This window comes from Halomonas sp. GFAJ-1 (genome assembly GCA_002966495.1).
Lineage (GTDB): Bacteria > Pseudomonadota > Gammaproteobacteria > Pseudomonadales > Halomonadaceae > Vreelandella.
The window spans coordinates 2,999,653-3,013,598 of the sequence record CP016490.1; the positions used below are offsets into that span (position 1 = coordinate 2,999,653).

At 51.3% G+C, this 13,946-nt stretch carries 14 protein-coding genes and 2 tRNA genes; 7 read left to right on the forward strand and 9 right to left on the reverse strand.

The window, feature by feature from the left end; genetic code table 11:
• The first annotated feature begins 429 nt into the window (after positions 1–429).
• The 4 genes from metN to BB497_13520 all read left to right on the forward strand — a co-directional run bounded on the left by metN (position 430) and on the right by BB497_13520 (position 3,589).
• Positions 430–1,473 carry a DL-methionine transporter ATP-binding subunit gene (gene metN, locus BB497_13505; GenBank protein ID AVI63649.1) on the forward strand — a complete coding sequence of 348 codons (1,044 nt, stop codon included), beginning with the start codon at positions 430–432 and terminating at the stop codon, positions 1,471–1,473.
• The gene (locus BB497_13510; GenBank protein AVI63650.1) at positions 1,454–2,107 is read left to right on the forward strand and encodes a methionine ABC transporter permease; all 654 of its coding nucleotides are present in this window, start codon (positions 1,454–1,456) and stop codon (positions 2,105–2,107) included. Before metN ends, BB497_13510 begins: the two co-directional genes overlap by 20 nt.
• A gap of 103 nt (positions 2,108–2,210) precedes the next feature.
• A complete protein-coding gene (locus BB497_13515; protein AVI63651.1) occupies positions 2,211–3,002 on the forward strand; it encodes a hypothetical protein in 792 nt (263 codons plus the stop codon).
• Between the two features lie 107 nt (positions 3,003–3,109).
• Complete coding sequence (locus BB497_13520; GenBank protein AVI63652.1) at positions 3,110–3,589, forward strand: histidine kinase; 480 nt, start codon at positions 3,110–3,112, stop codon at positions 3,587–3,589.
• A gap of 61 nt (positions 3,590–3,650) precedes the next feature.
• Here the strand turns inward: BB497_13520 and BB497_13525 are convergent.
• The 3 genes from BB497_13525 to aspA form a co-directional block, all read right to left on the reverse strand.
• A tRNA-Val gene (locus tag BB497_13525) sits at positions 3,651–3,727 on the reverse strand.
• 20 nt (positions 3,728–3,747) lie between these two features.
• Positions 3,748–3,824, reverse strand: a tRNA-Val gene (locus tag BB497_13530).
• Positions 3,825–3,999: 175 nt separating this feature from the next.
• The gene (aspA, locus tag BB497_13535; protein ID AVI63653.1) at positions 4,000–5,376 is read right to left on the reverse strand and encodes an aspartate ammonia-lyase; all 1,377 of its coding nucleotides are present in this window, start codon (positions 5,374–5,376) and stop codon (positions 4,000–4,002) included.
• 321 nt (positions 5,377–5,697) lie between these two features.
• Between aspA and BB497_13540 the strand changes: the two genes are divergently transcribed.
• Positions 5,698–6,072, forward strand: coding sequence for a phasin family protein (locus BB497_13540; GenBank protein ID AVI63654.1), 375 nt, complete (start codon positions 5,698–5,700; stop codon positions 6,070–6,072).
• Positions 6,073–6,158: 86 nt separating this feature from the next.
• On the opposite strand, the gene BB497_13545 is transcribed toward BB497_13540, so the two are convergent.
• On the reverse strand, positions 6,159–6,863 hold the full coding sequence (locus BB497_13545; GenBank protein AVI63655.1) for a DnaA regulatory inactivator Hda: 705 nt from the start codon (positions 6,861–6,863) through the stop codon (positions 6,159–6,161).
• The gene (locus BB497_13550; protein AVI63656.1) at positions 6,863–7,972 is read right to left on the reverse strand and encodes an AI-2E family transporter; all 1,110 of its coding nucleotides are present in this window, start codon (positions 7,970–7,972) and stop codon (positions 6,863–6,865) included. Before BB497_13550 ends, BB497_13545 begins: the two co-directional genes overlap by 1 nt.
• A 220-nt stretch (positions 7,973–8,192) precedes the next feature.
• Here BB497_13550 and BB497_13555 point away from each other — a divergent pair, with 220 nt between their 5' ends.
• A complete protein-coding gene (locus BB497_13555) occupies positions 8,193–9,272 on the forward strand; it encodes a phosphoribosylformylglycinamidine cyclo-ligase (GenBank protein ID AVI63657.1) in 1,080 nt (359 codons plus the stop codon).
• Entirely contained in the window at positions 9,269–10,012 is a 744-nt protein-coding gene (locus BB497_13560; GenBank protein ID AVI63658.1) for a phosphoribosylglycinamide formyltransferase, read from the forward strand. Before BB497_13555 ends, BB497_13560 begins: the two co-directional genes overlap by 4 nt.
• Positions 10,013–10,094: 82 nt before the next feature.
• On the opposite strand, the gene dcd is transcribed toward BB497_13560, so the two are convergent.
• The 4 genes from dcd to BB497_13580 all read right to left on the reverse strand — a co-directional run bounded on the left by dcd (position 10,095) and on the right by BB497_13580 (position 13,731).
• Complete coding sequence (dcd, locus tag BB497_13565; protein ID AVI63659.1) at positions 10,095–10,661, reverse strand: deoxycytidine triphosphate deaminase; 567 nt, start codon at positions 10,659–10,661, stop codon at positions 10,095–10,097.
• A gap of 11 nt (positions 10,662–10,672) precedes the next feature.
• Positions 10,673–11,473, reverse strand: a complete 801-nt coding sequence (locus BB497_13570; protein AVI63660.1) for an ATP-binding protein — start codon at positions 11,471–11,473, stop codon at positions 10,673–10,675.
• Between the two features lie 144 nt (positions 11,474–11,617).
• On the reverse strand, positions 11,618–12,763 hold the full coding sequence (locus tag BB497_13575; GenBank protein ID AVI63661.1) for a kinesin: 1,146 nt from the start codon (positions 12,761–12,763) through the stop codon (positions 11,618–11,620).
• Positions 12,764–12,933: 170 nt separating this feature from the next.
• Positions 12,934–13,731, reverse strand: a complete 798-nt coding sequence (locus BB497_13580; GenBank protein AVI63662.1) for a uroporphyrinogen-III C-methyltransferase — start codon at positions 13,729–13,731, stop codon at positions 12,934–12,936.
• Between the last annotated feature and the right edge of the window lie 215 nt (positions 13,732–13,946).

Below are 13,946 nucleotides of genomic sequence, written 5' to 3' on the forward strand. Positions count from 1 at the left end.
TTGCGCAAGCTTACTACTAATGCGCCGACCTTGTGCAGGTATGCCCTTTAACGCAGCGCCCAGCCCCATGGTGGCTTAAACAATCGTTTTTACTGCTAGCGACTGCCTCTCACCCCTAAAAAAAGATTTAGACCTAAAAAACAACGCCTAAACAGTTTAAAACTCCATTTATATGGCTAAAACACATAAAAACGAATGGTTTGGTTTGACAAACCACCCTGGCCTCTTTAGACTTTCGCCGCAAATGTAATGACGCCGATTTGTACCCAGATTGCGGGCGTCCACCAAGCCTACGGCGTGGTGAAGTGCAGCTAAAAGGGTGTGTCCAGCGTTGATGGCCACCCGTCAGGGTGGCCTTTTTTTGTTTCCCGCCCTACGATCGCCCCCTCGCACTCCCCCGTCTTCGGCCTACGATCTAAGGCAGACGCTATGATTAAGCTTAGTAACGTTAGTAAAACCTATGGCAGCGGCAAAAATGCCGTCCATGCCTTAAAAGAAGTTAATTTAACAATACCCAAAGGCACCATCCACGGCGTCATTGGCCTTTCCGGCGCAGGCAAGTCAACGCTCATTCGCTGCGTCAACCTTTTAGAGCGCCCCACTAGCGGCAGCGTCACGGTTGATGGTCAGGAAATGACGCTATTAAAGCGCTCCGCCCTGAACCAAGCTCGCCATCGTATTGGCATGATTTTTCAGCACTTTAACCTGCTAACAACGCGTACGGTGTTTGATAATGTCGCGCTTCCCCTGGAGCTAATGGGTCAGAAACGCAGCGCTATTAAAGAACGCGTGCTGCCGCTGTTAGAGATGGTCGGCTTAGCCGATAAAGCCCAGCAGTACCCTGCCCAGCTCTCCGGTGGCCAAAAACAGCGCGTTGCGATTGCCCGCGCGTTAGCTAGCAAACCCAACGTACTGCTGTGCGACGAAGCCACTTCTGCCCTCGACCCACAGACAACGGGTTCTATTCTTGAGCTTTTAAGAAGCATTAATAAGCAGCTAGGTATTACTATTTTATTGATTACCCACGAGATGGAAGTGGTGAAGTCTATCTGCCACCGGGTTAGCTTAATTTCAGACGGCAAACTGGTTGAGGATGCCGAAGTAGGCGACTTTTTCACAGCGCCTAGCACTCAGCTAGGACGGGAATTTCTCAATGATTTTTTACAGTTAAGCCCACCCAAAGAGCTTATTGAACGTCTCAACGACTCACCGGGCGAGCACACACACCCTGTGGTAAGGCTAACCTTCTCGGGGGATGCGGTTTCGACACCGCTTATATCTCGTCTTGCCCGTGAATGCGGTGTTGATGTAAGCATCTTGCAAGCCAAGGTCGAATCTATCCAGGAGCGCACGCTTGGGCTAATGATTGCCGAACTGCTAGGCACCACCGCTCAAACCCAAGAAGCTATGGCGTATTTAGAAGCACATCAATTACAGGTAGAGGTACTGGGTCATGTCCAGCGCAATGTTTAATCTTATTTTACAAGCCACGCTGGATACGCTTTATATGGTGGCGATATCAGGGTTAATCTCAACACTGATTGGCCTGCCGCTTGGGGTCATGCTCTACGCAACACGCCCACGGCAAATTTTAGCCATGCCGGTGCTTAATCAGGTGCTAGGCATTGTTACTAATATTGGCCGCTCAATTCCCTTCATTATCCTTATGGTTGCGATTATTCCTTTCACCCGCATGCTAGTGGGCACATCTATTGGCATCAACGCCGCTTCGGTTCCGCTAACCATTGCCGCCATACCTTTCGTTGCGCGGTTAATAGAAGGGGCACTTAATGAAATCTCCCCCGGCCTGATTGAATCGGCGCAGTCCATGGGCGCAACGCCTTGGCAAATCATTTGCAAGGTGCTTATCCCTGAAGCAAGGGGCGGCATTATTACAGGCTTAACAATTACTCTGGTTACCCTGGTTAGCTACTCTGCTATGGCCGGCGCTGTGGGCGGCGGCGGGCTTGGCGATCTTGGCATTCGCTATGGCTACAATCGCTTCAACCCAACCATCATGCTCATCACCGTCGTTATTTTGGTGGTGATGGTGCAGGGCTTCCAAAGCCTGGGCGATTATTTGGTGCGTAAAAGCGACCGGAAATAGCCATACGAAGACATGCCACAAATATAACTAAAACGCATTAGACATTTGTTTTTTATTACCTCATTATTGGATCAGCTTCCAATAACGCTCCAGGAGAAACGCTATGCAAAAAGTCATTATCGGCAGTCTCACCGCCCTTGCCTTAGCCATTAATGTCGCCAACGCTGAAACACGCACCATCAAGATGGGCACCGTGGCAGGCCCAGAAACTGAAGTGATGGAAGTAGCGGCTCGAATTGCAAAAGAAGAGTTCGACCTAAACGTCGAAATCATTGAGTTCACTGATTACGTTACCCCTAACGCCGCCTTAGCCGACGGCAGCCTTGACGCTAACGCCTATCAGCACGAACCCTACCTACAGGCGATGGTAAACGACCGCGGATATGACCTTGCGATTGCAGGTTACACGTTCGTCTACCCTATTGGCGCATACTCTGAAAAGCATGACAGTATCGATGATCTACCCAATGGCGCGCAGATTGCCCTGCCCAACGACCCCTCTAACGAAGGCCGTGCGCTGATACTGATGCACAACAAGGGGCTAATCACGCTGAATGACCCTAGCAACCTTGAAGCTACCCCCATTGATATCGCGGAAAATCCGCGCAACTTCCGCTTCCGGGAAATTGAAGCAGCGCAGTTGCCCCGCGTACTGCCCGATGTTGACCTTGCCTTCATTAATAACACCTTTGCTCAGCCAGCAGGCCTGCATCTTGATGACGCGCTGATTAAAGAAGGCCCAGAGTCTCCCTACGTAAACTTGATTGCCGTGCGCGGAGGGGATGAAGAGCGCGAAGATATCCGCCAGCTAGTAGATGCTTACCAGCGTGATGAAGTTATCGCTAAAGCTGAAGAGCTGTTCAAAGGCGGCGCTGTACCGGGCTGGATCGAGTAATTTCAGCCTCAAAGCACGCTGCATGTCACTAGCATCAGGCCAGCCTAAGGGCTGGCCTGATGTGTTTTACCTCTTTCTATTTTAACCGCTTTAACCCAGGAGTCAGTATGGCCGCTGTGGATTATGCGCTGCTCAACCGCCAGCTTGAGTCACTGTTAGATACCCGGGACTGGTTAACCAACAGTGCCCAAACCTGCGCGTTTATTTACCAAGCCATTGGCGAGCTCAATTGGGTAGGTTTTTACCTGCAGCGCCAGCCCAATGTGCTTAGTCTAGGCCCTTTTCAAGGAAAGCCAGCCTGCAACCCTATTCCCTTCAATAAAGGGGTATGTGGTGCCGCCGCACGACAGCAAACAACCCAACGTATTGACGATGTTCACGCTATTGCCGACCACATTGCCTGCGATTCAGCGTCACGCTCAGAGTTGGTTATTCCCGTTATCGTAGATAACACATTATGGGGAGTACTTGATCTGGATAGCCCGCAGCACACTCGCTTTAGCCAAGAAGACCAAGCTGGAATGGAAGCGCTAGTGGCTACTTTTATAAGCCAAACCGACCTTCCTTGCGCGACCAACAACGACTAGCGCCCGCCTACCGACACAAAAAAACGCCCCGTTCAAAGAACGAGGCGTTTTTATCGAATCTTGGTAGGACCAGGCGGATTTGAACCGCCGACCTCCACGATGTCAACGTGGCGCTCTAACCAACTGAGCTATGGTCCTGTAAAAAAGGCTGCATGCATTGGTAGGACCAGGCGGATTTGAACCGCCGACCTCCACGATGTCAACGTGGCGCTCTAACCAACTGAGCTATGGTCCTGCTGTGCAACGGATGCGTATTCTACGGCTTCATAGCTGAATTGCAAGCTGTTTTTAAGTTTCTCAAGGGCAAAACTAAGGCGTTAAAAGGAAAAAAACGCGCTAATATCAGTGCTCATCTACCCAGGTAGCTACTCTAAACACACGTGCTCACGCCGAATCGCAATGCATCGGTTCTACTCAGGCACTCCCCCTTTCGTGAGTTCGGCGGGATCTAGCAACCGCTCAAGCGTTTTTCGGTCGAGATCCGTCTCTTCTTCCGCCACATCAATAATTGGCCGCCCAGCGTGATAGGCTTTTTTGGCAATCGCAGCTGCCGCGTTATAGCCAATAGTACTATTTAGCGCGGTGACCAAAATAGGGTTACGCGCCAGCGGCTCTTGCAGATTATCTTCCCTTACTTTAAACGTTGCGATAGCACGCTCGGCAAGTAGGCGTGACGCATTACTCATCAGTGTAATCGACGTTAGTAGGTTAGAGACTACTAGCGGCAACATAACATTAAGCTGGAAATTACCACTTTGCCCTGCCACGGTAATCGCTGCATCCAACCCGATTACCTGAGCGGCTGCTTGGGCCGCTGACTCCGGTATCACCGGGTTTACTTTTCCAGGCATGATGGAACTGCCTGGCTGCAACGCCTCTAACTCAATCTCGCCTAACCCCGCCAGTGGCCCCGAATTCATCCAGCGTAAGTCGTTGGCAATTTTCATAACGACGCATGCCAACCCCTTAAGCTGTCCCGACAACTCTACAGCGGCATCCTGAGACGAAAGGCTGGCAAAGAAACTATCGTTTGGCGTGAATGTGAGTCCGGTTTGCTGGCTAAGCTCACTTGCCATTTTTTCGGCAAACCCTGCGGGGGCGTTAATGCCTGTACCTACCGCGGTGCCACCCTGAGCCAGCCAGCACAGCCGTTGCATCGCGCTGTCAAACCGCTCAATGGCCTGGCTAACTTGGCTCGACCAAGCACCCAACTCTTGGTCCATACGCAGTGGCATGGCATCCATTAAGTGGGTCCGGCCTGTTTTAACCACATGTGCGAGAGCTTCACCACGTTGATCAATGGTATCGCGTAATGTTAGTAGTGCCGGACGCAACGACGCCTGCACGGCAATGGCGGCTGAAAGGTGAATAGCCGTGGGTATAACATCATTACTCGACTGCCCCATATTAACGTGGTCATTCGGCGTAACTTCCAAGCCTTCGCGGGACGCGAGCGTCGCCAACACCTCATTGACATTCATATTGGTGGAGGTACCAGAACCTGTTTGATAAACATCAATAGGAAACTGATCATCATGCTCACCATTGATCACTGAATTTGCAGCTTTTTCAATCGCATTTGCACGTGTTTCATCCAGCAGCCCCAACTGGTGGTTAGTGCGCGCTGCGGCCAACTTTATGCGCGCAACCGCATGCACAAAGGCCGCAGGCATAGGCATGCCAGAAACCGGAAAATTATTAATAGCCCGCTGGGTTTGAGCACCATAAAGAGCGTTAGCTGGCACCTCTAACTCGCCCATACTGTCTCGCTCAATGCGCATATTCATAATCTCACTCCTAGGTGGTAAACAGGGGATAAAAAGCTGAGCGTCTGCTGACGCTATCATTATTTCTAACCTAGTTGTCCCATTCGCATAGGTAAACACTGAGCTAAGAGAATGTTGATGGACTCCCTGTCAAACGTAAGACGAACCACATGTTGCACTGCACAAAACTAGCTGTTATGCTGCAACGCAAGATCAACGAATCAGCTGCGGTGAACGCTTTACATGTAACCGTCGCTGAATAACCCACACTAACCGGCTCTGCTTGAAGCCAATAAGCACTAGCAGTTTCGATTAGTGAGTAACGGCACAGGAGTGTTTACTATGACGACTTTCAATACGAATGAAATGAACCAGCAGTTTGATAACTTTTTTATGGCTCCCCTTCGCGCTTACACTGCACTGAGCATTGACTACTCTGAAAAGATGTTGAATGCCCAGATGGATGCCAACAAGGCTTACGTTGATACTGGCATCGCACAAATGCGTCAGCTGTTAAGCGTTAAAGACGCTGAAGGCCTTCGCGGCTACATGGAAAGCCAGCAGAAAGTTGCTAAAGAGCTAGCCGAGCGCGTTAAGGGCGATACCGATAAAGTTGTTTCTTTGCAGCAGGACTTTTTGCAAAAAAGCCAAAAGCTGACTGAACAGAGTGTTAAGCAGGCTCAAACAGCTGCCAGCTCAATGAGCAAAACCGCTTAAGCAGTCAACACTGCTTAGCGTTTGCCATAACGCAGCCGGTTAATGCTTAAGAATTAAAACCCTCGCCAGTTTGTTGGCGGGGGTTTTTACCAATTTAGGGCTGACTTTACGAAGGGAATAGTAAGCTTACGCTTAGCAGACAACGACGCTTGATCTAACGTTTCCAGCGCCCGGCACAGCTCGCCCAATTCTCTTGGGCCACGATGCAATATATAGCGCCCCACATCCTCGGGTAGCTGCATACCACGTACATTGGCCCGTAGTTTTAACGCCCCTAACCGCTCAGCGTCGTCTAAGGGATTTAGATGAAAGGTAACCCCCCAGGTTAGTCGAGAGGCTAAATCTGGCAGCACTACCTCTAACTGCCTTGGGGGTGAGCTGGAAGCGATAATCAACGCTTTACCCGCATCCCGCAGACGATTAAACGCATGGAATAGTGCCTCCTCCCAACGCTTACGTCCTACCACGTACTCCAAATCATCAATGGCTACTAGGTCTAGGCGCTCAATTTCTTCAAGCATTAATGGCGGAAAATGACCAAGATCAGCAAGGGGTAAATAGAGCGCACGCTTATCCGCATCAGAGGCTGCGTGACAAGCCGCTTGCAAGAGGTGGCTACGCCCACTGCCTGGCGCACCCCACAGGTATAAAAACGGCTCGGCCTCAGGTTGAAGCTGACGGGTAAAGTACTCGACTAATGCAGCGTTAGCGCTTGAGACATAGTAATTATTAAACGTCGCATCATCTCGCACCCCCACCCCTAGCGGTAGCTGCGCCGGCACTCGGCTCATCATGACTCCCTATCGTCGTAAAGACCAAGCCCATCATGGCGTGCTGGATGTTCTAATGAGCTTTGTTCAGCATCATAAAGGGCACTGTCTTTGTAGCAATCCTTAACTTCTCGCAGAAGAACCATAATAACAGCTGCTGCAGGAAGGGCTAATAGTACGCCAGTTAGCCCGAAAAGGTTACCGCCAGCCAATACAGCAAAAATAACCGCGACAGGGTGCAAGCCAATTTTATCGCCCAACAACTTTGGCTGCAGCACGGCGCTCTCTACAATTTGCCCCGCGGTGAATACCGCCAATACACCCAGCAGCGGCCACCATGAATCAAATTGAAACAGAGCAACAATTAGCGCAATCCCCAGCCCTACAATAAATCCTAGGAACGGCACGATACTCACCAGCCCTGAAACAACGCCGATCAGTAAGCCAAAGTTGAGCCCCATTACCGTCAAACCTAGGGCGTAGATAATACCCAAACACAGCATGACCAGCAGCTGCCCGCGTAAAAACGCCGATAGGACATCATCGCAACGTTTAGCTAAACGATACGTTTCATCGACCCACTGCCGCGGGATTAAGTCCGCAATGCTTGCCAGCAGACGGCTCCAGTCAAGTAATAAGTAAAAGGTTACGACTGGAATGAGCGCAACGTAGGTAATCCACGTAGCAAAAGCCATTCCCGAGCGGCCAATTTGTCCCAATGCTTGGGCTAAATACCCGCCTGCATCTTGCCAGTGCTCCGAGAGCGTCTCCTGCACATTATCCAACTCAGCACGGACGTCGTAACCTGTCCACTCCTGCACCTGGGGCGCCAGCACATTTTCAAACCATTCGAAAACACCGGGAACCGCATCACCCAACTGCTTTATCTGCTGCACAATAAGAGGTATGAAAATAAGCATACTGATCGCTAGCACCAGCAAAATGATTAAAAACACGCTAGAGACTGCCAGCGGCCGATTCATTCCCCACCGCTGAAAGCGATTGGCAATTGGATCAAATAGATAGGCAATTATCATTCCAGCAATAAACGGCATCAGCATTGCATCCAGCAAATACACTAGCCCCACTAGCAGCAACAATATAACGACGCCCCACCACGAATTTCGCATTCTGTTTGTCTCCCTCCTGGATAGATGGTTAGCCACCTAGCACGCTGAATGATGAGCGGCTTAGCGTTTGAATAGTAACAAAAGTAGCGCCTCACGCATCGGATAACGCCACTCATCGATGCGGCTTACGCCTCTGGATGGTACAATCCGCCCGTTATTGCCCCAGCACTGGCCAATTCGCCAGCACTACCGCACTGCTATAGGCTTCACAGGACCTGTCATGACCGAGACCTCCACTTCTCAGGCTACTCCTTCACTCAGCTATAAAGACGCAGGTGTCGATATTGATGCCGGCAACGCGCTGGTTGAACGCATCAAACACGTTGCTAAACGCACTTCACGCCCTGAAGTGATGGGCGGGCTAGGAGGCTTTGGCGCGCTTTGTGAGCTGCCTGCAGGCTATAAGCAACCCGTTCTAGTATCCGGAACCGATGGCGTAGGTACCAAGCTGCGGCTTGCTATGGATCTTGGCAAGCATGACACCATTGGCATCGATTTAGTGGCAATGTGCGTCAACGATTTGATTGTAGCCGGCGCCGAACCCCTGCTGTTTCTAGACTACTATGCCACGGGCAAGCTGGATGTGGATATCGCCGCTGATGTTGTCACAGGCATTGGTGCAGGCTGCGAACAGGCTGGCTGCGCCCTTGTAGGTGGCGAAACGGCTGAAATGCCTGGCATGTATGAAGGCAATGACTACGACTTGGCAGGCTTCTGCGTTGGCGTGGTTGAAAAAGCTGACATTTTAGATGGTAGCAAGGTCGGTGAAGGCGACGTTTTGCTTGGGTTGGCTTCTTCCGGCCCTCACTCCAACGGCTATTCGCTTATCCGCAAAATTTTAGACGTCAGCAATGCATCGCTGGACGAAACGGTTGATGGCAAGCCCCTGGGCGATGCGTTGATGGCTCCAACCCGTATCTACGTAAAATCGCTGCTATCGATGATGCGCGGCACCGATATTCCGGTGCACGCGCTTTCGCATATTACGGGTGGCGGTTTACTGGAAAATATTCCCCGTGTTCTTCCAGACAGCCTGGCTGCCGAAGTTGACCTTTCTACTTGGCAGCGCCCAGAGGTTTTTAACTGGTTACAGGCTAAGGGCAACGTTAACGAAGCCGAAATGCATCGTGTGCTCAACTGCGGTATCGGCATGGTTGTTGTAGTGCCCGCTGAGCAGGCGAAAAATGCCATGGCTCACCTTCAAGCCCAAGGCGAAACGGTCTACCAGATCGGGCAAATTATTGCACGCCAAGGGGAAGCCGTTGTGCTCCAGAACGGATTGGAGAACTCTCCGGCATGAGCAGCACCGAGTATCAAAGCGACACCCTGAATGGCATGACACCAGAGCCTGCCGAAGCACGTCGCATAGTGGTTTTGATTTCTGGTAGCGGCAGCAATCTACAGGCACTTATCGACGCCCAAAGCCATGACCGCCTGAGCGGTGAGATTGTAGCGGTTATCTCGAACGAGCCCGGTGCCTACGGTCTCAAGCGTGCCCATGAAGCCGGCATTGAAGCCGTTGCACTGCCGCACCGGGAATACGATAGCCGTGAAGCGTATGACGGTGCGTTAATCAAGGTCATTGAGCGCCACGAGCCTGATGTCATTGTACTCGCTGGCTTTATGCGCATCTTATCGCCGCGGTTTGTGCAGCGTTTTTTAGGCAAGATGCTCAATATACATCCCTCGCTACTGCCCGCTTACCAAGGGCTCAATACCCATGCGCGGGCACTCGCAGATGGCGTTTCTCATCACGGCTGTAGCGTCCACTTCGTCACCGAAGAGCTAGATGGTGGCCCTGTAGTGCTGCAAGCAGAGTTAAACGTGACACAGTATGACACGGAGGAAACCCTGAAAGAGAAGGTCCACGCTCGCGAGCATCTTATTTTGCCTATTGCCGTCGATTGGTTCCTTCAGGGCCGACTGCAGTTCAGTGCTGACGGCGCGTCTATGGATGGCCATCCGCTGCCGCCCTACGGTATGCGCTTATCCCATGCCGATGCTGCAGAAGAGCTCGATGAGGACATCGAACACAGCTAGTCCGCTATAACGCCATAAAAAAACGCCTTACTGCTCCACTTATGACGGAGTATTTAAGGCGTTTTTTGTTACAGGCAATAAATTAGGTGCGCGGCAGGGTAACCCCTCTTTGCCCCATATACTTGCCACCCCTGTCTTTGTATGAGGTTTCACACACCTCGTCAGATTCCAAGAAGAGCATTTGCGCCACGCCCTCGTGGGCGTAAATCTTGGCTGGCAAATTCGTCGTGTTAGAGAACTCTAGTGTTACATGCCCTTCCCACTCGGGCTCTAGAGGCGTCACATTGACTATAATGCCGCAGCGCGCATAAGTGGATTTCCCAAGGCAAATCGTTAGCACGTTGCGGGGAATCCGAAAATACTCCACGGTACGCGCTAGCGCGAACGAGTTAGGCGGGATAACACATACATCACCCTTCACATCCACAAAGCTTTTATCATCAAACGCTTTGGGGTCGACAATAGCTGAGTGGATATTGGTAAACACCTTAAATTCATCTGCACAGCGCACATCATAGCCATAGCTTGAAGTGCCGTAGGAGATCACCCGCTGCTCGTTGACGTAGCGCACCTGCTCCGCTTCAAACGGCTCAATCATGGCATCACTGTGTGCCATGCGGCGAATCCATTTATCAGATTTGATACTCATCGGTTACTTCATCACTCGCTAAAAGAAATTGTGGGGCTGCCGCTTTCGTTGCCGCTCACGGCCTGCGCCACCTGCTTGGCAATCTCAGCAAACGTTTGGCTGACAGCGCTTTCTGGTTCGGCAATCACGCTGGGGCGACCGGAATCCGCAAACTCACGAATAGAGAGTGTGAGCGGCAAACGTCCTAATACGTTAGTTTCGTACTCTTCTGCAATACGCTCACCACCACCGGTACCGAAAATCGCTGCCTCATGCCCACAGTTTTCACAGTGGTAAAGACTCATATTTTCAACAACACCAAGTACGGGCACGTTAACTTTGCGGAACATCTCAATGCCTTTGCGGGCATCTAGCAGTGCTATGTCCTGGGGCGTGGTAACAATAACGGCGCCAGCAACCGGCACTTTTTGAGCCAGAGTCAACTGGATATCCCCAGTACCTGGCGGCATATCAATGAGCAGGAAGTCAAGATTATCCCACTGGGTTTGGGTCAGCATCTGCTGGAACGCACCCACCACCATTGGCCCACGCCACACCATAGCTTCCCGGGTATTGACCATAAAGGCCATCGACATCGCTTGGAGCCCATGAGCCTCCAGCGGTAAGAACTTATTATCCGCAGCAGCCTGAGGCCGCACGCCTTCCTTAACACCCAACATTTGTGCCTGGCTTGGGCCATAAACGTCAGCATCCAACACCCCAACACGGTAGCCTTGCGCTGAAAGAGCCAGTGCCAAGTTAACGGTGACTGTCGACTTACCAACGCCTCCCTTGCCCGACGCCACCGCTACGATATGTTTAACCCCATCCATAATTGGCACTCCTATCGTTGCAACCGTTGTTAGCTTTGGATGAATGATACTCCTCGGGAGCCTAATCATAAACCAACAACCAAAAAAGCGGATGTAGGGGTTAGCTACATCCGCTTCTTCAACGCGCTGACCTTAGCTTAGCAATTACTGTTGCTGTGCTTGCTCTTCAGTGTCATCGCTCTCGTCGCCTTCATCACTAACGTCTTCATCATCACTATCGTCTTCATCATCGCTGTCGCTCTCTTCGAAGCCTGCTAGGGTTGGCACTTCACCGCTTGCGGCACTATCAACTTCGCCTAAGCGCGCGTCAAGGGCTGAGAGTTCGGTGCGCCACTCGTCAAGCTGAGCCTCTAAGCGTGCAAGTTGCTCTTCACGAGTCTCAATATCTCTTTCAACATTCGCGACCTCTTCACGCCCTATATCCAGCGCAACCATAAGGTCGTCCATCTCAGAGCGCACCTGGGTTAAGCTTTGCTCTTCTTCCTCGCGCAGCTCAGTCAGCGAATCAACTTCTTCCTGAATCGCATCACGCTCGCTGGTGGCAGATTCGCGCTCGCTACGGAGCTCTTCTAATTCGCTCTGTGCCGTTTCAATGTTTTCTTCTAGACTTGAGAGCTGCTCATTGGCATCGCTTACCTTAGTTTCTAGCTCTGCTAGGGCCTCTTCAGCGGCACTCATTTCTCGAACCGCTTCTTGCCGCTCCTCCTCAGCCTGTTGACGGGCTCCCTCAGCCTGCTGACGCGCCTCTTCAGCACTTTGGTGTGCATCTTCTATTTGTTGAAGTGTTGCTTGTGCTTCATCACGATCGCTGACGATTTGATCACGCTCTTCGCGCAACGTCTGCATCTCGCTTTCAGCATTTTCTAGCTGCTCACTTAGGCTATTCACTTCTTCCTGTAACGTATCGCGCTCGGCCTCTAACTCCTCAAGACGCGCATCAACGCTGCTAACATCTCGCTGCGCTGCCTCAAGGTTGGACTGCGCCTCGTCCTGCTGCTGCTCTAACGCCTGCAGCTCTTCGCGCATAGCCGTCAGGTCCATTTCAGCCTGCTCGACTTCTACTAAACGCTGGGTTAATTGGTTATTTTCTTGTTGAACATTAGCAAGACGACCTTCAAGCGTTTCAACGCGCTCTTTGTGGGTGCCAGCATTTGATTGCGCCATAATCGCCCAGATAACAGCGATCGCGGCAATGCCTGCGATTCCTTTGACGCGGTTATCTTTAAACAGCGTTTTCATATCCGGCTTATTGGCCGGTGGTTGATGATCCGAGTGGTTTGCTTCTGACATGCTGCGTCCCTCTCTTTTATAAGCTACCGATTCCAGCAGCGTTAAGTGGCATTTAAAGCGAGCTCACTATCCAAAAGTGTTCCTTACTAGCATACACAGCTAACAGCATCTAGCCAGTCGATGCGTAAACTCAATAGCCTATTAAGATTATAAGGCTCAAATAAAGTTGGCTATTCAGAGGCTTTGTAAGGAGTTTCAGGATGTTTACCTTCATCAAAGCCTACCGCACAGCCCTGCTGAGTCTCAAACCATGAAAGCGTTTCGTGTAGCCGCACAACACCGCCGATGACCAGCAGCGTGGGGGGTTTTATGCTTCCCGCGTAAAAGGCTGGGGGCAGCTGCTGTAAAGAGCCGATGTGGGTCTTTTGCTGCTGGGTCGTGCCTTGTTCAATCAGCGCTAATGGCGTTGAGGAATCTAACCCATGTTTTATTAACGCTTGGCAAATGGTGGCTAAATTGCTCAGCCCCATATAAAACACCAGGGTTTGGCCTGGCTGTGCCAATGTAGGCCAATCCAGCGTATTTTCTCCCTGCTGCAAATGGCCTGTAACGAAACGAACCGACTGTGCATGATCCCGATGGGTTAATGGAATGCCTGCGTACGCGGCACATCCCGAGGCTGCGGTAATACCGGGAATCACTTCGACCTTAACCTGGGCAGCCACCAGCGTCTCTAGCTCCTCACCGCCACGGCCAAAAATAAACGGGTCCCCCCCTTTCAAGCGGACTACCCGCTTCCCTTGCTGGGCCCAAGTAACTAACGCTTGGTTGATATCTTTTTGGGGCACACTGTGGGAAGAGCGCGCTTTGCCCACATAAAAACGGGCCGCCTGTGCTGGCAGCATCGCTAATATTTCATCACTCACTAGCCGATCATAAAGCACCACTTCTGCTGCCTGAAGCCGCTTGTAGGCTTTAAGGGTTAATAGCTCTGGGTCGCCGGGGCCAGCGCCCACTAAACTTACCATGCCGTCGTGCCTGCCTACACCGGCACTCCTACTGCTTGCCCCCAAAGCATTTCTATTGCCGTCAGGATGATCGGCTTGTGCATTCACAACGTCCAAGGAGAACTCCAGCTATAAAAAATCAAATCCATATGCAAAAAAGTAATAAAATTCGTTTTAAAGTGCCAATACTTCTCTGTTCAGTACTTATACCCAGGACAGAAAAAATACAATTTGTT